Source organism: Gordonia soli NBRC 108243, assembly GCF_000334455.1.
GTDB lineage: Bacteria > Actinomycetota > Actinomycetes > Mycobacteriales > Mycobacteriaceae > Gordonia > Gordonia soli.
Genome location: NZ_BANX01000045.1, coordinates 21,302 through 42,111, shown reverse-complemented (window position 1 = coordinate 42,111; position 20,810 = coordinate 21,302). Strand labels below are relative to the sequence as shown.

The following is a 20,810-nucleotide window of genomic DNA, read 5'->3' as shown; positions in this document are numbered from 1 at the left end:
GCAGGGGCCGGGGGACGCTCGGCGGGGGCCGGGGCGGCACCCGCAGGTACCAGACCGGAGACGCCCAACGCGCCGACCATCGCCACGGCTCCGACGGTCGTCGCCATGACGCGTCGACGCTTGATCACCGGACGCATGTCACGTCCGTCCGTTGTCGGTGAGGCCACCCACCGACGCACTCTCGGCACCACTGCCCACATCCTGCGCACTCCTTCGCCACGGTTCGCTGACGTTCTCGACGAACTGGCCACTGATTCCCCATCAGTCACACTCGCATCATCAACAACAAAAGCCTCAGGTGTTTCTTACACGCCGTGACGGCTGATGTGTGCGCGCCACGCTGTGACACGTGGGATTGATGTGACTCCGATGCCAAGGGCAGAAGGGGAGGACCGCAGACAGCATCGAACCCCGCCCGGAAATCCGGGCGGGGTTCGGTGACGGTGCGATCTAGCGCTGAGAAATCAGCGGAAGAAGCCTCGGTTCTTGGCGTTCCAGAGCATGTCCTGCCAGTAGCCCCAGGCGTGGGTGCCGTTGGCGTAGTAGGTCATGACCGGCAGGCCCTGCAGCGCTGCCGCGGCCTCGAAGGCCTTGGTCTGCGTGAAGGCGAGGATCTCCAGTGTCGAGCCCTTGAAGAGGTCGTCGAAGACGTTCGGAAGGGCGTTGTACCTGCCGAAGAGGCCGTTACCCGAACCGATGAAGACCTTCATGCCCTGCATGCGGTTGATGTTGAGCAGCGGGTCGTTCTGGAACCAGCGGACGCTCCACGGCGGTCCCCACATGCTGTCGATGTTCCACGGCTTCGGGTCGACGTCGAACATCGCCAGACGCAGCGCGGTACGCATACCGGGAGCGTTCAGGAAGTTGTAGCCCGACAGCGACGCGGCGCGGTCGAAGTTGCGGCGGTTCTGCGCACCGATCACCAGGGCGGCGTTACCACCCATGGACAGACCGGCGACGGCGTACTTGCGGCTCGCGCCGACACGGAACCCCCGGGCGTCGAGTGCACGCACCAAGGTGTTGGTGATGACGCAGTTCCACTTGTAGGTGTACTTCTGCCCGTTGAAGTTGGAGGGGGCATCCCAGTCGGAGTAGAAGCTCGCCGGTCCACCGATGGGCTCGACGACGTTCACGCCGGACCGCACCATCTCCTGGACGTTGGAGTTGATCTCCCAGCCGCTGTAGTCGTACTGGGCACGCATGCCGTCGAGGAGGATGACCGTCTTGTAGTTGCCGGGACGCTTCCAGGCACGCACCTTGACGTTCGGCATCCCACAGCCGTTCACATAGAACTGCTGGAGACCGACCTGGGTACCGCCGATCCGGGCTCCGGCCTGCCCGCCGCCGACGACTCCCACGAGTCCGACGACGGTGAACAGGGAAACAGCTGCGGCGATGATCCTGGTGCGGGCGCGTCCCCCGCCACGTGGTCGCGGCGGCCGGGCAACAGCTTCGCGCATCGAGTAATTCTCCTCTGGTCACCGACCGATCGGGGCATTCTGATCGGTCGGATGGTTGTGCGACACACAACGTCGCTCGTCCCCCCGCAGGCGCGCCGACGGATTGTCGACTTCTCAGTCGGCATTCAGCGTCTGGCGCCGTTGGGAGCCTATTCCATGGCCCAAGACCTGACAAACCATGTGATTGCGATCACAAAAGGCATGTCTTGGACGTTTGTCCGATGGTCCTGGTCACGGAAGGTCTATCGGACTGATCTCCCGGGACGTTACCGATTCGAGATCTTCCACTCAATTCGGACGGCCCCGACACACCCCTCACACCGATCTCACCTGGGGTTGATCCGTGGCGGGATCGGGAGGCCACAGCGCTGCAACTCGTACTGCGGGTTCCGGTCGATCCGATAGCTGTTGAAGTCGAACGACTGGACCAGGTTGTGCTTGAACCGCGCGAAGGTCCACGGCCCCTCGAACGAGGCGAACCGGTCGCGCGTCTGCGGACATGTGAGCGCCACCTGCGTCTGCCGCACGGTGTCCTCGTCGAGATAGCCCGGGAGCACCGGTTTGCGCGGGTACGCACCGGATTCCGCGACCACCCACTCCGACTGCAGCACCTTGTCGTGGCCGATGCGACCGTCCTCGAGCCGCTTGGTGTGGGCCGCGAGCGGATAGGCCAGTCCCATCTGGTCGATCACCCGCACATCCAGCGGCGCGTTCATGCTCGTCATGCCCAGGTTGAGGAAGTAGACGGTCACCTGCCGCTTGGCGCCGGGCAGCATCACCGTCGGCAGCTTGGCGACGTACCACTCGTCGTAGTTGAACGAGGGCAGGATCACACCGCCCTGGGTCCGGTACTCGTCGATCTTCTCGACCATCGCGTGCATCCGGGGGTAGTCGAGGTAGTCCTTCGCGGTCACCGGGTTCTCGATGCCCATGTTGGTGACATAGAAGCGACGCTCGTCGACGATGCCGCTGCGACCGATGTCGATGCCGGCGTTCGGCAGCACGTTCTGATGGCTGGTGATCGCCCAGACCAGGGTGGTGACCCACATCGCGGCCAGCGCGACCGATCCGGCCAGCTGCAGGCGCGGACGCCGGGCGGCTGCGCGGTCCGCGGCCCTTGCAGCGTCCTCGGTGCCGTCGGTGTCGTCGGTGTCATCGGTGTCGTCGTCTGCCGCGGGTGCGCGACGGAATGCCGCGCGCAGATGGCCGGGCACCGTGATCGGCAGGATCATCACCGGCAACAGCAGGATGAAGAGCGGGACCAGCAGGACCCGTCCGTGCATGAAGTCGCCACCCTGACGCAGCCAGTAGACGCCGCCGATGAAGCCGGCGAGCACCACGACGACCACCACCGCGGTCGGCGACTGCAGCCGCTCCGACCACCCACGCAGCCGCGCGAAACGGCCACGGTCGGCGTCGGCAGCGGCGTCTCCCGCTCCGACCACGGCGACATCGTCACGGTCGGCGCGCAGTCGGTTACCGACGATCAGCACCACACCGGCGACGAGCGCCAGTACCACGGGCAACACCAGTACATACGGCCCGAAGAGGTTGCCCAGATAGACGAAGCCCTGGTGCCACTTGGCACCCGACGCGTCCTTGGCGACCGCCGGATTGGGGACGAGCAGTCCGTAATACCCCATCCGGAAGATCTGGTAGCCGACCGGCAACACACCGGCGACCACCACCATCGCGATCCGACGCCACCACGTCGACGGAGCGGCCAGCACCAGCAGCAGGACCAGCCCGCCCAGCACCGTCAGCTCAGGTCGGACGAGCGGGGCGAGTCCGGCGGTGAAGGCGAGCACCAGATTCGCGGCGGTCGCGCCGCGACCGTCGGGTGTCCGTCTGCTCCACGCGACCAGCTGACACCACAGCACCGCGACCCAGAAGATGCAGAGACCGTTCTCGAGGCCGCTGGTCGCGAAGTCGCGGGCCGGCGGCAGCGCGATGTAGATGATCGCGCCGAACGGGAGGAGGAGCGTGAATCCTGCGCCGTCGAGACCGCCCAGGCGGGTCCGCAGCAGTCGTGCGGTGCCGTACATCGCGATCGGGATCGCGGCCACCGACAGCACCAGCGCCACCCACAGGGCGACATACTCGAGCTGACCGTCGGTGATCCACGCCCAGAACCAGAGCAGATAGGTCCACGCCGTCGAGGTGTTGGCCTCGACCCGCTCCCCGACGTTGAAGACCGGGCCGTTGCCGGCGAAGAGGTTGCGCAGGGTGCGCAGCACGATCAGTCCGTCGTCGGCGATCCACCGGCGTTGCCAGGCACCGATCGCGAAGAAGGTGGCGACCGTAGCGGCACCGATGACGAAGCTGGCGACCGGAACCCATTGTCGGGGCCCCCAGGTCCGCAGCCGGGCGAGTCCGGTTCCCGCAGACTCCCGCGCCCTGGGATCATCGTCCACACTGCCGTAGGCATCGGTATCGGCGTCGGTCTGTGAGTCGTCCTCGACAGCCGTGCCGACACCGAACCGCTCGGTCGCGGCGTCGTCGGCCGTCACGGGAATCCGGGTCGTCGGCGCATCGTCGTGGGCGCCACCCGGCGAGTCGTGAACCGGGTCATCCGACCCCGAAGACGACTGCTCAGGTGAAGGCATAGACCGCGACACCCACGCATACTATCCAGGCGACGGCCAGGAACTGCAGGACACGGTCACCGAGTGCGATCTCCTCGGGCTCACCCGCGGCACCGCCGTCCACGTCGACCGCGTAGCGGAGGATGGCGACGACGAACGGGACCACGGAGATCCCGAAGAAGACGTTGTCGTGCTCGAGATCCTTGTCGAAGGCCCAGAGGCCGTAACAGAGGACGACGGCGGTCGCCGACAACGTCCAGACGAACCGCAGGTACGTGGTGGTGTAGTACTCCAGCGACTTGCGGATCTTGGCGCCGGTGCGCTCGGCGAGCACCAACTCGGCGTAGCGCTTGCCCGCCGCCATGAACAGCGAACCGAAGGCCATCACCAGCAGGAACCACTGGGAGAGCGGGATCTCGGCCGCGACGCCACCGGCGATGGCACGCAGCAGGAAGCCCGACGACACGATGCAGATGTCGACGACTGCCTGGTGCTTGAGACCGAAGCAGTAGCCGAGCTGGATACCGATGTAGACGGCGATCACGACGGCGGTCTGCCAGTTCGCGACGAAGGAGATGCCGATGGCCGCGACACCCAGTACCACCGAGAGCACGTAGGCCAGCGACTGCGGCACCACGCCGGCGGCGATCGGTCGGAACCGTTTGGTCGGGTGGTTGCGATCGGCCTCGACGTCCAGTGCGTCGTTGATCAGGTAGATGCTCGACGCCGCGAGGCAGAAGGCCACGAAGGCGATCAGGACCGGCACGATGATCGACGAGTCGGTGACGTTGCCCGCCGCCAGCGGTGCGGCCAGCACCAGGACGTTCTTCACCCACTGCCGTGGGCGCACCGCCTTGATCAGGCCGGTCGCCAGATTCTTCGGCGGTCCCGGGACGGACCCGTGTTCGATCGGCTCCTCGCTCATCTCACTCCTGGCCTCGCCGGCTCTCGCCGGTCAACTGCTTCTCCGCCAACCGCGCCGCGGCCGGTGATGATCACCTAGCGCCGCGCGTCGTCAGCGAACAGTGTGTCACCCGCGATGACCGCCGCCGCGCTCGCGGCACCGATTGCCGCGCCCGCCAGCACATCGGTCGGGTAGTGCACACCGAGCACCAGACGCGATGCCAGCATCGGTGGGACCAGCAGTGCGGGGACCACCGGGGCCGGCAGACTGGCGGCACGACCGATCAGGATCGCCGCCGCGGTCGTCGACGTCGCGTGCGACGACGGGAAGCTCAACTTGCTGGGTGTCGACACACCGATGCGAATCCGACTGTCGTGCGGACGCTTCCGCCGGACCACTCGTTTGATGATCACCGACGCGGCATGCGCCCCGAATGCGCCGACACCCGCTCCGGCCCACCGGCGGAGCGCAGCGGTGTCTCCCCGACGCCCTGCGTCGAGGGCACCGGCACCGGCGATGGCGAGCCAGCCCAGCGAGTGCTCACCGAAGTGTGAGAGTCCGCGGGCGGCGGACAGGATCTCCGGCTTGTCGGCGACCGCACGCTGGATCGCGAGCAGCGCCGCGACCTCTCCGCGAGCCGGCGGGAGCGCCACCGGGGCGCCGGTCTCAGTCGATTCCGAAGACACGCGCCCAGCTCTCCTTGCTCGTGAGGTCGGCGTGCGCGTCGCGGTACTGCGTGCGCAGCTCGGGGAATCGCCGCTTGAGTTCGCGGACCAGTTCCGCCGACTCGCGTCCGAGGGCGAGCATCGTGTCGCGATCTCGCTGCCGGTAGACCACTCCCCGACCGTCGGCGGTCGTCACGGTGACACCGTCGACCCGACCGAGGCTGAACCAGCGAGCCTCGATGGGTGGGTAGTTGGCCTGCGGCACCTCGTGGTGGCGTGGATCGGCCGGACGCGCGTTGTTGAGCACGGCGGCGGCCAGCGTGCGGATCTTGGCGATCGGACTCGTCGGGATACGCGCGCCGAGGTGGGTCGCTTCACCGGTGGTACGCGGCAGCTCGGTCGCCGACGGCAGGACCACCGCATCGGGGTACTGCTTGCGCATCTGAGCCACCTTCGGCAGCGCGGTCGGCAGCAGGTCGCGGATGTGGTCCGGTCCGGCCAAGAAGTCGCGGATCGCCTCGTTCTGAATCGCCACCGTCGAGTATTCCAGGCACAGAAGGTGTTTCGCGGTCGCCTTGGCCATCGACTGCAGAATCCCGGAGATGGGGCCGTCGTGGTGGACGGCCGCGACCACCAGCCGGTTGCGGAGGTGGAAGTACGCCTGCCAGTCGATGGCGTCGTCCTTGTCGCTCCAGGCCATGTGCCAGATGGCGATTCCGGGGATGGTGGCCGTCGGATAGCCGGCCTTCCCCGCGCGGAGCGCGAACTCCCAGTCGTCCCACTTGATGAACAGCGGCATCGGCAGACCGATCTGCTCCGCGGCCTGCCGCGGGATCATGCACATCCACCACCCGTTGCCCTCGACGTCGATGCGTCGGTGCAGGTTCTTCGAGTTCTCGCGGTCGCGCAGCGGGTAGAGCGCGAAGTTGTGGTCGTAGGAGACGAACGGCGCGGCGGTCCACATGAACGTGTGGCGGTCGATGACCTCACCCATGCAGTGCAGGTGGCTTCGGTCCTGGAGGTTCAGCATCTGACCGCCGACGAGCATGGGGCTCTTGGCGAATCGGGACATGGCGAGTGCACGCAGGATCGAATCGGGCTCGATCGCGATGTCGTCGTCCATGTACAGGATGTACGGGCTGTCGGTGAGCCGCAGCGCCTCGTACATGATGCGTGCGTAGCCGCCGGAGCCACCGAGGTTGCCCTGACGGAAGATGTGCAGGCGGTCGCCGAGGGCGGCCGACGCCTCGTCGTATCCCGGTTCGTCGACGACGTTCTTGGTGCCCTGGTCGGGCATGAGGACCGCGTCGATCACCTCGTCCACCAACGGATCCGACGTGAGCGCCTGCAACGCGGCCACCGCATCGGTCGGCCGGTTGAAGGTGGGGATGCCGACCGTCACGCGTCTGGTCTCGTCGCCGGTCGGCGCCGGGACGGCCGAGTACCAACCCGCCGAGACGATCTCGGTGTCGGTGTCGGTGGTGACGTCGAACCAGATCCAGCCGCCGTCCTCGAACGGACCGAGGTCAGTCTCGAACTCGAAGGTGCCGAAACCGTTCTCGTCGGTCTGCACCAGGTCGCCGCCGATGGCGATACGCGATCCGTCGATCTTGGAGCGGTACAGGTCGATCCGGCAAGTCCCGACCACCTGCACCCGCAGGACCACCGACTCGAGGATGCTCCAGCGACGCCAGTACGAGGCGGCGAAGGCATTGAAGTAGCTCTCGAAGCTCACCTCGGACTCGGCCCCCAGGGACACCGAGGTACGGCTCGGCGAGTGTGCCCGACGGTTGTTGCTCCACGACTCGACCAGGTAGAGCGACCGGACGTCCAGCGGCTCGCCGGGGCGCGGGAAGATCACGCGCTGTAGCAGCGCCTGCGCCTTCGAGCTCTGCTCGACGGCGGTGTCGCTCTGGGTGTCTGGGGTGACGCTCATCGGGCCTGCCTCATCCATTCGGCTCACTCACTCCGCCGCGGCCAGGGGCGCGCCGGAGGTCAGATGCGGTGCAAGGGTGTTGTCGAACATGGTCAGCGCGCTGGCGATGGCCATGTGCATGTCGAGGTACTGATAGGTCCCCAACCGGCCACCGAAGAGCACCTTGCGGTCGGCGGTCTCCCGCTTGGCCAGGTCGCGGTACGTGGCGAGCACCGCGCGGTCCTCGGGGGTGTTGATCGGATAGTAGGGCTCGTCCTCGTTCTCGGCGAATCGGCTGAACTCGCGCATGATGACCGTCTTGTCGGTCGGGTACGAGTCGCGCTCGGGATGGAAGTGCCGGAACTCGTGGATGCGCGTGAACGGGACGTCGGCGTCGTTGTAGTTCATCACCGGGGTGCCCTGGAAATCGCCGGTCGGCAGCACCTCGGTCTCGAAATCGAGTGTGCGCCAGCCGAGACGGCCCTCCGAATAGTCGAAGTAGCGGTCCAGCGGGCCGGTGTAGACGACCGGCGCGTCGGGATTCGCGGCACGCAGTTCGTCGCGGACGTCGAACCAGTCGGTACCCAGACGCACCTCGATGCGCTCGTCGGCGGCCATGTTCTCCAGCCACGCGGTGTAGCCGTCGACCGGCAGTCCCTCGTGGGTGTCGTTGAAGTACCGATTGTCGAAGTTGTAGCGGACCGGCAGTCGGGTGATGTTGCCCGCCGGCAGGTTCGTCGGATCGGTCTGCCACTGCTTCGCGGTGTAGTGCTTGAAGAACGCCTCGTAGAGCGGGCGACCGATCAAGCTGATCGCCTTCTCCTCGAAGTTGTCGGCGTCCTTGGTCTCGATCTCACTCGCCTGCTCGGCGATGAGTGCACGCGCCTCGTCCGGGCTGTAGTAGCGGCCGAAGAACTGCGCGACCAGACCGAGCCCGACGGGCAGCGGGTAGGCCTGGCCCTGATAGAGCCCGAAGACCCGGTGCTGATAGCCGGTGAAGTCGGTGAACTGGTTGACGTACTCCCAGACCCGCTCGTTAGAGGTATGGAAGAGGTGGGCGCCGTAGCGGTGCACCTCGATGCCGGTCTCGGGTTCTGCCTCCGAGTACGCGTTGCCCCCGATGTGGTCCCGACGGTCGAGCACGAGCACCCGCTTGCCGAGCTGGGTGGCGGCCCGTTCTGCGACCGTGAGACCGAAGAAGCCGGATCCGACGACGATGAGGTCGAAGGTGTCGCTGTTGGCTGTCACGGGTGTTCAGGGTAACCGACTCATGCTGAGGATTTCCCCAACGGATGTCCGGATCGCGCGGCGCACGCCCGTCCGGCGGCGATCAGCGCAGGGCGTCCGCGCGGGGGAATCCGACCACCGGCTGACCACCCTTTGCCAGGTAGTCGGCCAGGCCGGTCCCGACCAGGGCATGCGCGCCGGTGGCCGGGCTGAAGTACATGATCCCGCGCTGGAAGATCTGCATCACACCAGCGGCGTCCGGGGTCAGCGTCGGGATGCCGAGCACCTGCCCGAGAGGTCCGGACGAGCCGCCCAGCTGGTCGAACTTGCCGTTCAGCGCCGAGGTCGCCAGGGAGAGCAGTTCGGTGCCACCCGGGATGCGGGCCACCAGGTCGGTCAGACTGCCCAGCCCGGAGCCGGACGGGCCGGTCGGCGGGGTCACGATCTTCGGCTTGGTCGTCTGGCCCTGCACCGCGAACCACGCCGACTTGAGCTGCAGGAGCTTGCGGGCGTCCTCACCCGACACCTCCTTGGTGCCGCCGCTGCCGACTGCGCGGACCTTGATCGAGCGACCGTTCTCCGGTCCCAGTCCGTTCGCCTCGACCACCTCGAGGCTGCGCAGCGCACCGACACCGAAGGCCGACCCGACGCGCGCCGAGCTCACCGTGGCGGTCCAGTTGTGGTTCGGGGACACGGTATCCCCCTCGTCGACCACCGCCGGGAAGCGACCGCCTGCGGTGTACCCACCCGTCGACGCCGAGAACTCGGTGAACGCGGGCTGGCCACCCTGGAGCAGGATCTGTCCGGCGGTGGCGTCGGCCGCGATGTTGGTGCGTCGATCCTCACCACCGACTCCGCCGTAGACCTGCGAGTTCTGGGTGTCGTCGATCTTCTTGCCGCCGGCGATGGCCGCCAGCGCGTATGTCCTGGCCGCGACGGCCTGGGCCTTGAGCGCCTCGGCGCCGCCGGAGTCCGCCCACTGCGGGAGGCTCTCCTTGGCGATGACGCCCTTGACGTAGTCGTCGACGTGCAGTTTGTTCACGACCCGGCCACCGTCGAAGCCGATGGCCCCGCGATAGGCGGCATTGGATCCGCAGAACTTGAGGAACTCACCCGCGGGCCGATTGGGCCCGGCGTTGAGCGCCTCCACGAAGGGTTGGGGTGCGGGTACCGAACGCACCGCACCGCCGCCACAACCGCTGGTGATGGTGGCCGTGGTCCCGGACAGGCTGACCGCCTGTCCGGGAGCCACCGTTTGGCCACCAACTCGCATCCCGGCGTCCGCGTGCACATTCACCGAGTTCTTGCCCGTGAGGGCTACCGAGATCTCGGGCCTGTCCACCTTCCCCGCGGTGGTGCCGCCGTAATAGTGGCGCAAAATCTGGGTCGCCGACCATCCCTTACGCGCGTATCCGAATGCGCCCCACTGGCCCATGCCCCGACCGTGGCCGTGGCCATGACCGATCAGGGTGACCTGCGACCCGACCGACAACTCCACCTCGGGAGAGGTCGTCGACCGGTCGCCGACCACGATCAACCCACCGACCAACAATGCGGGAGCCAGACCGAGGGCTGCAAAGGACAGCGTCCTGGTCTTGACCTGCTGCGGGCGGCGTGCGGCCACGGCGGAACACCTTTCGGAAGGGCGTAACAGCTGTGTCTGTTGTGACGATTGTGACTGGTGTGACGATAGTGAACTTCGTGGCGCAACACCAACCCCACGGGATAACAACCGCATCACGAGTTTCACCGTTCGTCGGTGTGGCGCGTGGACTTCGCCGCACACGGTCGACACGATGACCGAGATGTCCGGGTCGCGACCGTCCTCGACGACGTGCGAGGGCTGTTGATCCAGCGTGTCGCCGACTCACCCGACGTCCCGACCACCCGACCTGCGGGTCATCCGCTTGCGACCCGCTGAAGGAGTGCCCAGTGCGCTACGCCCGTCCGAAGCCCTCGATCGTCCTCGCGACCGTGACGGCCGCGGTGGTCGCCGCACCTTTCGCGGTGCTGGTCGCCGGCTCCGACCCGACGCCGGTGGACAACAGCACCGAGCACAAGCCGACCCAGATCGACCAGGTGAGTCTCGCCGAGTTGCCGTCGATGGTGCTCGACGTCGCCACCTCAGGACTCGCGCAGGCGGGGATCACGCTGCCGCCGATCGACCCGAGGGCCTTCGCGCTCCCCGACATCTCCATCCCGGTGCCGCCCGGCGTCCTACCCACCACGCGGTCGTCGGCACCGTCGGCCTCGGCAGACGAGCCGAGTGCGTCGACCGACCCCGGCTCGTCGGCAGGATCTCCGACGTCGAGCACCCCCACGACCACCGGCGCCGACCCATCGGGCACCGCCACGACGACTCCCACGACCACCGCCCCGACGACGACCACCACGCCGGCGACCACCACCGCGGACCCCGGCCCGCGGCGCACCGCCTCGGCCCCCGCCGATCGCGGACGGTCGTCGAACACGACATCATCGAACAAGACGTCGTCGAGCACTGCACAACCCACGCCGACCCTCGCCGACGGCCGGCCGGTCGGCGCCGCGATCAAGCACATCGTGCGCGACGCCCCGATCAAGATGCTCGCGTTCACCTGGGACAAGGATGTGGACGCCCAGACCCTCGTCCGCGCGAAGAAGCCCGACGCCGGATGGGGGCCGTGGACGGCTCTCGAGCCGGTCGATGCGGCAGGCGATCCGTCGGCGGACCGTCCCGGCGGCACCGAACCCATCTGGGTCGGCGACGCCCGTGAGGTCCAGGTCGCGGTCACCCGTGCCGGACAGGCGATCCCGGCTGCCGAGCCGCAGGGAGGCGGCGCCGCACAGATCGGCGCAGGCCTCGCCGACAAGGTCCTCGGATCGTTGATCGAGACCGGTTTGTCGACGCTCAAGGCCACCCTCATCAGCCCGGAGAGCTTGCTGTCACTCGGCTCGTCGCTGCTGACCCCGCTGGCCGGCGGACCGCAGATCGTCGCGCGATCCCAGTGGGGCGCGGACGAGGGCATCCGATGCTCGCAGCCGACCTTCTCGCCGTCGATGAAGGCAGCCGTCGTCCATCACACCGCGGGGAGCAACGACTACACGCGCGAGCAGTCCGCGGAGATCGTGCGCGGCATCTACGCGTATCACGCACGCACGCTGAACTGGTGCGACATCGGCTACAACGTGCTGGTCGACAAGTACGGGCAGATCTTCGAGGGGGCCTTCGGCGGTCTCGAACGCAACGTCGAGGGCACCCACACGGGCGGGTTCAACAAGGAGACGGTCGGGGTGTCGATGATCGGCAACCTCGACCAGGTCGCCCCGTCGCCGGAGATGGTCTCGTCCGTCGGGAAATTCCTGCGCTGGCGCCTGGGCAAGGCCAACGTCCCCGCCGGCGGCAACGCGCAGCTGCGTTCGGAGGGGTTCTCCGCCAGCAAGTTCCCGGCCGGGGCAACGTCCAATCTGCCGGTGATCAGCGGACACCGCGACTACAACAGCACCAGCTGTCCCGGAAACCTCGGTTATCCGGCACTCGCGCAGATCCGTGCGCTGGCCGGTGGCATCCCCGCCCCCGCGCCCGCACCGGAGTCGCCCGCACCCAGCCCGGCGCCGACGGATCCGGCGGCTCCTGCACCCGCGGCTCCCGCACCCGGCCAGGCCGCGCCCGCCGCGACCCCTGTCGCCTGACCCGCACCTCGTCACTCGCTCCCAGTCGGCCATGATCGCATTCTCCGATCACCCGCTCCGACCCTGAGGTCGGCGGTCGACGCAAGGTGTCGCCGATACGAGTTACAACCCTGGGCGGCGGCCTGATCCGTCCCTACCGTCGGTCCGGTCAACTCTCTGACCGCCACCGTGAGCGACCGCCCGCGACGCGGTCGCATCTCTCGACCGACGAGGACGCCCATGACCGACACGCTCGATTCACCTGCCATCACCTCGATCTCCCGGCTGACCGTTCCCGAGATCGCCGACCTACCGCAGGCGTTGCAGGACCAGCTCGCCTCGCTGGAGCGTCAACTCGGCTACATCCCCAACTGGGCACGCGCGTTTGCGCTCGGCGGTGCGCATGCCGCCCGTTTCAACGACTACCTGCTGGCGTTGCTGGACCCGAACTCCGGACTGCTGCCCTACGTCGACCGTGAGATCCTGGCGACCGTCACCTCCGCCGAGAACGGTTGCAGTTACTGCCGTCTCAACCACGCGGGCAGCCTCGGCGAGGCGATCGGCGACCACAAGCTCGGAACCCGGGTCGCCATCGACTACCGCGAGGTCCGCGAGCTGTCGGCCCGGCATCGCACCCTGGCGGAGTTCGCGAGCAAACTCGCGCTGCACCCTGGCGAGGTCACCGACGCCGACATCGACGTGCTCCGCGAACTCGGGCTCACCGACGAGGCGATCTACGAAGCCGTCCACGTCGTCTCGGCCTTCGCCGCGGCCAACCGGTTCAGCATCTTCCTCCAGGTCACACCCGACGACCAGTTCTTCAACTGACCTGCCCCGGAAGGACTCCACACCGATGACTACCACCACCGGCACCCGCATCTCCCGACTCCGCGTACCGACCGAGGAGGAACTCTCCCCCGAGGTGACGTCGGTCTTCGAGACCACCGAGAAGCAGTCCGGGTTCGTCCCGAACTGGTTGCGCGGCTTCGCACTCGACGAGGGCCACTTCCAGCGGCTGAACGCCTACCTGTTCCCGCTGCTGCAGGGGTCCGCCGACGTCCCGACGTCGATCACCCGCCGCGAGCGCGAGATCCTCGCCACCATCGTGTCGGTGCGCAACGGCTGCTCGTACTGCCACGCGCTGCACGTGCACGAGCTCGGACAGTTCCTCTCCGACGGCTGGCTGGCCCACCGGATCTCACTGGACCATCGCGAGGTGGGCGAGCTCTCCGACCGCGAGCACGCGCTGATCGAGTTGGCACTCACCCTCACAGACGAACCGGGTGAGGTGGCGGATGCCGTGATCGCCGACCTCCGGTCCAAGGGGCTCTCCGACGTCGACATCTACGAGGCAGTCCAGATCGTCTCGATCATCAATGCCACCAACCGGATCTCGCTTGCACTGGGTCTGCTACCCGACCCCGAGATCTTCGATGGCGACCACACGGGTGCCCACCCCGCATGACCGATCTGCTCTCCCAGGCCGCGTCGAACGCGGACGATACGAGCGCCCCGGTGCGCGGTGTCGACTCCATCGTCGATGCCGCGCATCGTGGTTTCGACGCAGTCCGAGCAGCGGACGCCGGGACGCGCTCGCGGTGGCTGGAAGCACTCGCCGACGCCATCGCCCGATCCGCGGAGTCCATCGCCGCCGGGATCAGCGCCGACACCGGCAAACCAGCCAAATGGGCTGCAGTCGAGACGGATCGGGCACAGTCGATCATCCGCCTGGCCGCACATGAGGCACTGACCGTACATCCGGATGCACAGCGTCTGGATGCACAGCCGTCGGGCGTGGGACGCCTCGCATTGGTCGTCCGACAGCCGCGCGGCCCCGTACTTGCCCTGACTCCCTTCAACTTCCCGCTGCACCTCGCCGTCCACAAGGTCGCGCCGGCCATCGCGGCCGGCACGTCGGTCGTGGTGGTGCCGAGCCCGCGGGCTCCCCGCACCGCGGCCGCACTGGCCGCCGCCGCTGCAACGGCCACCGTCGAGGCCGGTCTTCCCGACGACGCCATCACCGTCCTCGACCCGATCTCCGACCACACCCGCACCTGGGAGCTCATCGAGCACCCCCGCATCCCGGTGATCAGCTTCACCGGTTCCGATGCGGTGGGGTGGCGCATCGTCGATGCGGTGCCGCGTAAGCAGGTGGTCGTCGAACTCGGCGGCAATGCGGCGGCAGTCCTCGCCCCCGATCATCTGTCCGCCGACGACCAGGACCACGCCGCGCAGCGCATCGCCACCTTCGCGTTCTACAACGCCGGGCAGGCCTGCACATCGCCGCAGCGTGTATACGTCCCACGAGAGGTGCTGCCGGAGTTCACCGATCGACTGGTCCGGGCCGCGGGAGAACAGAGTCTGCATGACGACGTCGGCCCGGTCATCGACGACGACTCCGCCGATCGGATCCGGAGCTGGGTCGGTGAGGCGGTCGCCGGCGGTGCGCGCGTGGTCACCGACACCGGGCCCGGCACGGGCCGTTTCATCCCACCGACGGTCCTGGTCGATGTCCCGACCGGATCACGTGTCCTCGATGAAGAACTCTTCGGCCCGGTCGTCTCCGTGCTCCCCTACGACGACATCGTCGACGCCCTGCGTCAGGTCGACGACTCCCGATTCGGGCTGAGCGCGGGAGTGTTCACCCACGACGTCCGACTCGCCTTCCGCGCCGCACGCGAACTCGAGGTGGGCCAGGTCGTCATCGGAGACATCCCGACGTTCCGTTCCGACGTGAGCCCCTTCGGTGGGGTCAAGGATTCCGGCCGTGGCCGCGAAGGCATCCGCGCGGCCATCGAGGACTACACCGCCACTCGAACCGTCGTGTTCGCCGAGGGCGCACTGTGATCCAGCCGGCGATCGAGTCGGCGTCCGCTCCGTCGGATACGCGACTCGAGGTCACGGACACGATCAGAGGTGTCGACGTGGGGCAGCGTGATCAACGCGAGTGTCGCCCGATCGGCGACGTCGCCGAGTGGCCGCCACACGACCGGATCCTGATCGCCGACACTGAACTCCGGCAGCAGGCAGACGCCGACGCCGGCGGCGACCAATCTCACCGCGTCCGGCGTGGACTCGACCTCGGACACCACCCGCACGTCCGCCGCCAGGCGAGTGGCGATGCGCTCCATCATGAATCCTGCGCGAAAGGCCACCGCCCGCTCGCCGGCGAGATCGGCCAGGGTCAGGGTGGCCGACTCCGCGAGCCGGTGGCCGGCGGACATCACCACACCGACACCAGCCGAGATCAGCGGCTGCACATGCAGGTCGGCGGTCGACGGACCGCCGTCGGCCGGATCGCAGGTGATCAGACCGAGGTCAGCTCTTCGACACACCACGTCGTCGATGACGTCACCGGATCCGCCGATGCGCATCTGTACCTCGACGGCGGGATCGTCGACGAAGGCGCTCAGACATTCGGGCAGCAGTGTGTTGACCGCGGCAGTCACCGTCGCGATGCGCACCACTTCGGTCGCGCCGTCCGCGGCCGCGCGCACAGTCGCCCGCAGGTCGTCGTCGGCGGCGCATATCGCACGCATCTGTCGGACCGCGGCCTCACCGACCGCGCTGAGTCGGGCACCTTCCCGCGAGCGGATCAGCAGTTGCACCCCGAGCTCTCGTTCCAGGCGCGCGACCGCCCCACTCAGCGCCGACTGGCTCATCCCGAGTCGGAGCGCAGCCGCACGGAACGACGACGCCTCGGCGATCGCCAACACGGCACGCACCTGCTCGGTTCTCACCACGACCATGGTCGGCCCCGCACGTCGACCACACCACGAAAGGAATCATCGTGACGCAAACCGCCGTCGACACCAACTCGGAGTACCTGATCCCCGAGGACGTATTGGAACGCTTCCGGGAGCGGGCCGCGGGCTACGACCGTGACAACGCCTTCTTCGCCGAGGACCTCGCAGACCTGCGTGAACTGGGTTACCTCCGGGCAGCCATCCCGGTCAGTCACGGTGGCCTCGGCCTGAGCCTGCACCAGATCAACGCCGAGCAGCGTCGACTCGCGACCTTCGCACCGGCCACCGCCCTCGGCATCAACATGCATCTCTACTGGACCGGCCCGGTCGCCGACCAGATCGCCGCCGGCAACACCGACATCGAATGGCTGGCCGCCGAGATCGCCGCCGACAAGGTCATCGCGGCAGGCCACGGGGAGCCGGGCAACGATCTCGCCATCGACGACTCGACGACCATCGCGACGCCGATCGAGGGCGGCGGATACCGCGTCACCGGCCACAAGATCTTCACGTCGCTGTCGCCGGCCTGGGATTGGTTGGGCATCCACGCCCGTGACAACTCGAACCCCGACAACCCGAAGATCGTGCACACCTTCGTCCACCGGGACGACGCAGGCGTCGCAACCGTCGAGACCTGGGACACGCTCGGCGTGCGCGCGACCGCCAGCCACGACACGATCCTCACCGATGTCGTCGTGCCCGCAGAGCGGACGGTCGGTGTGTTCGATCTCGGCACCCCGCCCGACGGTTACGTCGCCGGCATCTTCCCCTGGGTCCTGCCGGCGCTGGGCAACATCTACTACGGCATCGGTCGCCGTGCGGTCGACGTCGCGATCGAGACCGCCAAGTCGCGTACCGCATTGAGCATCGGTGGCGAGCCGGTCGCGACCAAGCCGTTCGTCCAGTACCACGTCGCGGAGGCAGAGCTGGCACTGGAGAGCGTGCGCGGCCAGCTCGACGAATTGACCACCGCCCTGTCGTCGGGTGTCGATCTCGGGGACCGCGCACTGCTGAAGCTGTTCGCCGCCAAGGAGAACGGCACCCGCACCGGACGCCGCGCCACCGAGCTCGCACTGGAGATCGCCGGCGCGAGCTCACTGCATCGCCGTAACGAGCTCGAGCGGTTGTTCCGTGACGCCCGCGCCGGTGGCTTCCACCCGCCGAACTCCGACGCCGTCCGCGCCTACATCGGCGCGTTCGCCCTCGGTCAGCTCTGATGGGCTTCACCCCGGACACCCTCGACGGCGGCGTCGTCCTCATCTCGGGCGGCGCCCGCGGGATGGGGGCGGCGCATGCCCGTGCGATCGTCGACGCCGGTGGCCGCGTGGTCGTCGGCGACATCGACGTCGACGGGGTGCGGTCGGTGGCCGACTCACTCGGCGATGCTGCGCGTGCAGTCGAACTGGACGTCACCGACGAGTCGCACTGGGCGCGGGCCGTTGCCGAGGCAGCCGATCTCGGACCGGTGCACGGATTGGTCAACAACGCCGGGATCTTCGGCACCGGATCGGTTCTCGACGCCGAGCTCGACGACTTCCAGGCAGTGCAGCGGGTCAACGTCGACGGCACATTGCTCGGCATCCGTGCGGTCGCACCGGTCCTACGCGACGCGGGCGGCGGCAGCATCGTCAACGTCTCGTCGATCGCGGGCCTGATCGGCATTCACGATCGGGCCGCGTACGTGACCGCCAAGTGGGCGGTCCGCGGCCTCACCCATGCGGCGGCGATCGATCTGGGTGAGTGGCACATCCGGGTCAACTCGATCCACCCGGGCCGCATCGCGACCCCGTTCATCGACGGCCTCGACTCCCAGATCCTGCCCAACCAGATCATCAAAGAGCCAGGCCAGGCCGAGGATGTGAGCGCCCTCGTCGTCTTCCTGCTCTCGGACGCCTCACGCTTCTCGACGGGATCGGAGTTCATCGCCGACGGCGGACGATTCGTGGGCGAGTATCGCCGATGAGCCCGCACCGATCCGCGAGCCCAGTCGAACATCTCGTGATCGTCGACGGCCACCTGCACGACGTCGTGGACCGGGTCCGTGACCTCGACCTGGCCGGCACCACCGACGTCGTGCTGGACACGATCGGCTCCACCACCGTCGACCCGTTCGTGGTGGCCTCCGCGGTGGCACAGGCCACCGACCGTGTCCGCATCACCGTCGCCGTCCCGGTCACCGAGTGGCATCCCTACCTGATCGCCCGCCGCCTCGCCGCCGTGGACAAGATCGCCGACGGTCGGCTGCGCTGGTGGCCGGTCGACGCCGATGCCACCCGGCGCGCCGAGTCCGCCGACATCGTGGCGGCGTTGCTGACGAGTTGGCCGGCCGACGTGGTGCTCAACGACCGCGCGAGCGGCATCCAGGTCGACACCGATCGTGTGACCCGGGTGATGGTGCAGGGCAACCACTTCACGGTCGACTCTCCACTCGACGTCCCGCGCGGACCGCAGGGGGTCGTGCCACATCTCGATCCGTTCGACGGCTTCGGCGTCGCCGATCCGCCGGCCACGGCGACCTCGGGGACTCGATGACCCCGCCGCCGTTGCTGCTCGCCGACATGCACCTCTCCGGCGACCACGAAGGGGCGTGGCGTCTGCCGTCCTCCCCGGTCGAACGGATCACCGATCCCGGCTACTTCGCCGAACTCGCGGAGACCGTCTCACGGGGTGGGTTCGACGCGGTGTTCTTTCCCGACTTCGTCGGCTACGACCCCCTGGTCAGGTCGGTGGTGCGGTGGCCGCACGAGCCGACGACGCTGGCCGCGGCACTGCTGCAACGGGTTCCCGACCTCGGGGTGATCGTCACCGCATCGACGGTCTTCGCGACACCGGATCAGCTCTACCGGACCTTCCACACCCTCGGCGAGCTCTCCGGTGGGCGGATCGGCTGGAACATCGTCACCGCCGGTTCACCATCGGTCGCCACCGCCATCGGTGGCGATCCGGTTCCGCCACACGACGAGCGGTACCGGAAGGCCGGCGGAATCATCGACGACCTCCTACGGCGCTGGGGGTCGACTCGGCCCGTCCTGGCGCAGGCCGGTGCGTCGCCTGCCGGCCGCGACTTCGCGGCGCGCTATGCCGAGGTCGTCTTCACGGCGACGCCGAGCAAGTCCGAGGCGATCGCGTTCCGGTCCGACCTCCGCAGACGGGCAATCGGGTTCGGACGGGATCCGGACGAGATCCGCGTGCTGCCCGGCATCCTCACGGTCTTGGGTGCGACCGACGACGACGCGCGTGCACTCCACGACCGCCTGGGCGCGCTGGTGACCGAGCATGCCGCGCGTCACATGCTCGGGATGTACGGTGTCGATCTGCCCGCCGAGGGCCTCGATGCACGACTGGACCGGGTGACCTCCTCGCCCGGACACGACGGGATTCTCAGTCGCGCGGCGGTGTTGGACGGTATCGCAGCACAGCTGGGTCAGGCGTCGACGTGGCGCGACCTGGTCAACCGCATCGCCGGCAGCCGCGGTCACCTGTCGGTGACCGGTTCCGGGCAGACGGTGGCGGCGGCGATGAACGACTGGCTCACCGACGGGGCCTGTGACGGATTCGTGGTGAAGTTCGCGCACAGCCCGGGCGGAGCAGACGATTTCGTGCGGACCGTGAGCCCGCTTCTCACGAGCCGGGGCATCGGCTCCCGCGCCGGATGGTCGGGAATCAGAACCACCGTCTGACCCCGACCATCCGCTGGCCCGCGCGAGAGAGGACCGCCGGGCCTCAGGCCGTGGCATCCCGATGGACGTCGAGGAACGCCCCGACCGCAGCCGCGATCTCCGCAGGCGAGTCCTCCTGGACGTAGTGGCTTCCGCGGCCGACAGCGGTCACCTCGAGTTCGGCGATGTTCGACTTCGCCCACTCGACGATCTCCGGCGTCAACAGGAATCCGGGCTCGAAGGTGAACAGCGCCTTCGGGATCGGGCTCGTCGCGAGCCACTGCTCGTTGGCGGCGAGGAAGTCGACGGTCGACTGCGGCTTCGCGTCCACCGGCAGAGAGCGCGGGAACACCAGGATCGGCCGGCGCGACTCGGGAGTCGGGAACGGTGCGGCGTAGACGGCCTGTACCTCGTCGGGCAGACCGTCGAGCACTGCGCTGGGGAGCAGTCCGGTGATGAAACGGTTCTCCTCCAAAACGATCTGCTCGCCGATACCGTCCTTGAGGACCTCGCCGCGCAGTGCCACGAACTCGGCGGGCAGGGCGGCCGAGTCGATCGGGCGGAGCACCGGCTCGGCGATCACCAGGCCGGACACTCGGTCGGGGTTGTTGCGGGCCCAGGTGATGCCGAACGCGGCGCCGTAGTCCTGCACGACCAGCGTGACATCACGGAGGTCGAGGGCGTCGAACCAGGCGTTCAGGTAGCGCTGGTGATCGTCGAGATCGTATGCGATGTCGGGCTTTCCGGAGTCGCCGAAGCCGATCAGGTCAGGAGCGAGGAGCCGCCCACGGCCGCGCAGGCCGGAGAACACACCGCGCCAGAGGAACGAACTGGTGGGATTACCGTGGAGGAACACGATCGGCGAGCCTTCGCCGTGTTCGACCCAGTGGATGGTCGAGTCGAGGATCTCCAGGGTGTTGCTCGTGGCCTCGGGCCCGAACTCCGGACGCGCGGGAGCAGTTGTGACAGAGGGGGTTTGTGCTGACATGGTCTCACGG

At 68.0% G+C, this 20,810-nt stretch carries 18 protein-coding genes; 9 read left to right on the top strand and 9 right to left on the bottom strand.

The window, feature by feature from the left end; genetic code table 11:
• Window positions 1–464: 464 nt before the first annotated feature.
• The 7 genes from GS4_RS24010 to GS4_RS23980 all read right to left on the bottom strand — a co-directional run bounded on the left by GS4_RS24010 (window position 465) and on the right by GS4_RS23980 (window position 10,380).
• A complete protein-coding gene (locus GS4_RS24010) occupies window positions 465–1,460 on the bottom strand; it encodes an alpha/beta hydrolase (protein WP_007625530.1) in 996 nt (331 codons plus the stop codon).
• Between the two features lie 326 nt (window positions 1,461–1,786).
• Complete coding sequence (locus GS4_RS24005) at window positions 1,787–4,066, bottom strand: arabinofuranosyltransferase AftB family protein (protein WP_439644642.1); 2,280 nt, start codon at window positions 4,064–4,066, stop codon at window positions 1,787–1,789.
• Entirely contained in the window at window positions 4,053–4,970 is a 918-nt protein-coding gene (locus GS4_RS24000) for a decaprenyl-phosphate phosphoribosyltransferase (RefSeq protein WP_007625528.1), read from the bottom strand. The genes GS4_RS24005 and GS4_RS24000 overlap by 14 nt, the downstream gene beginning before the upstream one ends.
• Before the next feature lie 74 nt (window positions 4,971–5,044).
• On the bottom strand, window positions 5,045–5,635 hold the full coding sequence (locus tag GS4_RS23995; protein ID WP_007625527.1) for a phosphatase PAP2 family protein: 591 nt from the start codon (window positions 5,633–5,635) through the stop codon (window positions 5,045–5,047).
• Window positions 5,616–7,550: a glycosyltransferase gene (locus GS4_RS23990; protein WP_007625518.1), complete on the bottom strand. Its 1,935-nt coding sequence runs from the start codon at window positions 7,548–7,550 to the stop codon at window positions 5,616–5,618. Before GS4_RS23990 ends, GS4_RS23995 begins: the two co-directional genes overlap by 20 nt.
• Window positions 7,551–7,577: 27 nt before the next feature.
• Window positions 7,578–8,777: a UDP-galactopyranose mutase gene (glf, locus tag GS4_RS23985; RefSeq protein WP_007625516.1), complete on the bottom strand. Its 1,200-nt coding sequence runs from the start codon at window positions 8,775–8,777 to the stop codon at window positions 7,578–7,580.
• Window positions 8,778–8,859: 82 nt separating this feature from the next.
• Window positions 8,860–10,380, bottom strand: a complete 1,521-nt coding sequence (locus GS4_RS23980) for a SpoIID/LytB domain-containing protein (RefSeq protein ID WP_007625514.1) — start codon at window positions 10,378–10,380, stop codon at window positions 8,860–8,862.
• A gap of 135 nt (window positions 10,381–10,515) precedes the next feature.
• Between GS4_RS23980 and GS4_RS25760 the strand changes: the two genes are divergently transcribed.
• The 5 genes from GS4_RS25760 to GS4_RS23960 all read left to right on the top strand — a co-directional run bounded on the left by GS4_RS25760 (window position 10,516) and on the right by GS4_RS23960 (window position 15,254).
• The gene (locus GS4_RS25760; RefSeq protein WP_157226752.1) at window positions 10,516–10,677 is read left to right on the top strand and encodes a hypothetical protein; all 162 of its coding nucleotides are present in this window, start codon (window positions 10,516–10,518) and stop codon (window positions 10,675–10,677) included.
• Between the two features lie 11 nt (window positions 10,678–10,688).
• Entirely contained in the window at window positions 10,689–12,428 is a 1,740-nt protein-coding gene (locus tag GS4_RS23975; RefSeq protein WP_007625509.1) for a peptidoglycan recognition protein family protein, read from the top strand.
• A 219-nt stretch (window positions 12,429–12,647) separates the two neighbouring features.
• Window positions 12,648–13,235 carry a peroxidase-related enzyme gene (locus tag GS4_RS23970; protein ID WP_007625507.1) on the top strand — a complete coding sequence of 196 codons (588 nt, stop codon included), beginning with the start codon at window positions 12,648–12,650 and terminating at the stop codon, window positions 13,233–13,235.
• Between the two features lie 25 nt (window positions 13,236–13,260).
• Entirely contained in the window at window positions 13,261–13,872 is a 612-nt protein-coding gene (locus GS4_RS23965; protein WP_007625505.1) for a peroxidase-related enzyme, read from the top strand.
• The gene (locus GS4_RS23960) at window positions 13,869–15,254 is read left to right on the top strand and encodes an aldehyde dehydrogenase family protein (protein ID WP_007625504.1); all 1,386 of its coding nucleotides are present in this window, start codon (window positions 13,869–13,871) and stop codon (window positions 15,252–15,254) included. The genes GS4_RS23965 and GS4_RS23960 overlap by 4 nt, the downstream gene beginning before the upstream one ends.
• Here GS4_RS23960 and GS4_RS23955 read toward each other — a convergent pair.
• Window positions 15,209–16,147, bottom strand: a complete 939-nt coding sequence (locus tag GS4_RS23955) for a LysR family transcriptional regulator (protein ID WP_169331501.1) — start codon at window positions 16,145–16,147, stop codon at window positions 15,209–15,211. The two genes, GS4_RS23960 and GS4_RS23955, sit on opposite strands and share 46 nt — an antisense overlap.
• A gap of 50 nt (window positions 16,148–16,197) precedes the next feature.
• On the opposite strand from GS4_RS23955, the gene GS4_RS23950 reads away from it, so the two are divergent.
• From GS4_RS23950 to GS4_RS23935, 4 genes are read left to right on the top strand one after another with little or no spacing between them, the layout of a single operon-like run.
• A complete protein-coding gene (locus tag GS4_RS23950; protein WP_007625501.1) occupies window positions 16,198–17,370 on the top strand; it encodes an acyl-CoA dehydrogenase family protein in 1,173 nt (390 codons plus the stop codon).
• A complete protein-coding gene (locus GS4_RS23945; RefSeq protein ID WP_007625499.1) occupies window positions 17,370–18,116 on the top strand; it encodes an SDR family oxidoreductase in 747 nt (248 codons plus the stop codon). Before GS4_RS23950 ends, GS4_RS23945 begins: the two co-directional genes overlap by 1 nt.
• Window positions 18,113–18,685, top strand: coding sequence for an LLM class flavin-dependent oxidoreductase (locus tag GS4_RS23940; RefSeq protein WP_040511741.1), 573 nt, complete (start codon window positions 18,113–18,115; stop codon window positions 18,683–18,685). The genes GS4_RS23945 and GS4_RS23940 overlap by 4 nt, the downstream gene beginning before the upstream one ends.
• Window positions 18,682–19,833, top strand: a complete 1,152-nt coding sequence (locus tag GS4_RS23935; protein WP_051989836.1) for an LLM class flavin-dependent oxidoreductase — start codon at window positions 18,682–18,684, stop codon at window positions 19,831–19,833. Before GS4_RS23940 ends, GS4_RS23935 begins: the two co-directional genes overlap by 4 nt.
• A gap of 43 nt (window positions 19,834–19,876) precedes the next feature.
• On the opposite strand, the gene GS4_RS23930 is transcribed toward GS4_RS23935, so the two are convergent.
• Complete coding sequence (locus GS4_RS23930; protein WP_007625493.1) at window positions 19,877–20,800, bottom strand: haloalkane dehalogenase; 924 nt, start codon at window positions 20,798–20,800, stop codon at window positions 19,877–19,879.
• Window positions 20,801–20,810: the final 10 nt, after the last annotated feature.

Excerpts from the sequence above, each read along its gene's own strand:
- GS4_RS23930 (WP_007625493.1), bottom strand. The coding sequence starts at position 20,800 with ATGTCAGCACAAACCCCCTCTGTCACAACTGCTCCCGCGCGTCCGGAG.
- GS4_RS24010 (WP_007625530.1), bottom strand. The coding sequence starts at position 1,460 with ATGCGCGAAGCTGTTGCCCGGCCGCCGCGACCACGTGGCGGGGGACGC.
- GS4_RS23945 (WP_007625499.1), top strand. The coding sequence starts at position 17,370 with ATGGGCTTCACCCCGGACACCCTCGACGGCGGCGTCGTCCTCATCTCG.
- GS4_RS23990 (WP_007625518.1), bottom strand. The coding sequence starts at position 7,550 with ATGAGCGTCACCCCAGACACCCAGAGCGACACCGCCGTCGAGCAGAGC.
- GS4_RS23960 (WP_007625504.1), top strand. The coding sequence starts at position 13,869 with ATGACCGATCTGCTCTCCCAGGCCGCGTCGAACGCGGACGATACGAGC.
- GS4_RS23965 (WP_007625505.1), top strand. The coding sequence starts at position 13,261 with ATGACTACCACCACCGGCACCCGCATCTCCCGACTCCGCGTACCGACC.
- GS4_RS24000 (WP_007625528.1), bottom strand. The coding sequence starts at position 4,970 with ATGAGCGAGGAGCCGATCGAACACGGGTCCGTCCCGGGACCGCCGAAG.
- GS4_RS23940 (WP_040511741.1), top strand. The coding sequence starts at position 18,113 with ATGAGCCCGCACCGATCCGCGAGCCCAGTCGAACATCTCGTGATCGTC.
- GS4_RS24005 (WP_439644642.1), bottom strand. The coding sequence starts at position 4,066 with ATGCCTTCACCTGAGCAGTCGTCTTCGGGGTCGGATGACCCGGTTCAC.
- GS4_RS23935 (WP_051989836.1), top strand. The coding sequence starts at position 18,682 with ATGACCCCGCCGCCGTTGCTGCTCGCCGACATGCACCTCTCCGGCGAC.
- GS4_RS23970 (WP_007625507.1), top strand. The coding sequence starts at position 12,648 with ATGACCGACACGCTCGATTCACCTGCCATCACCTCGATCTCCCGGCTG.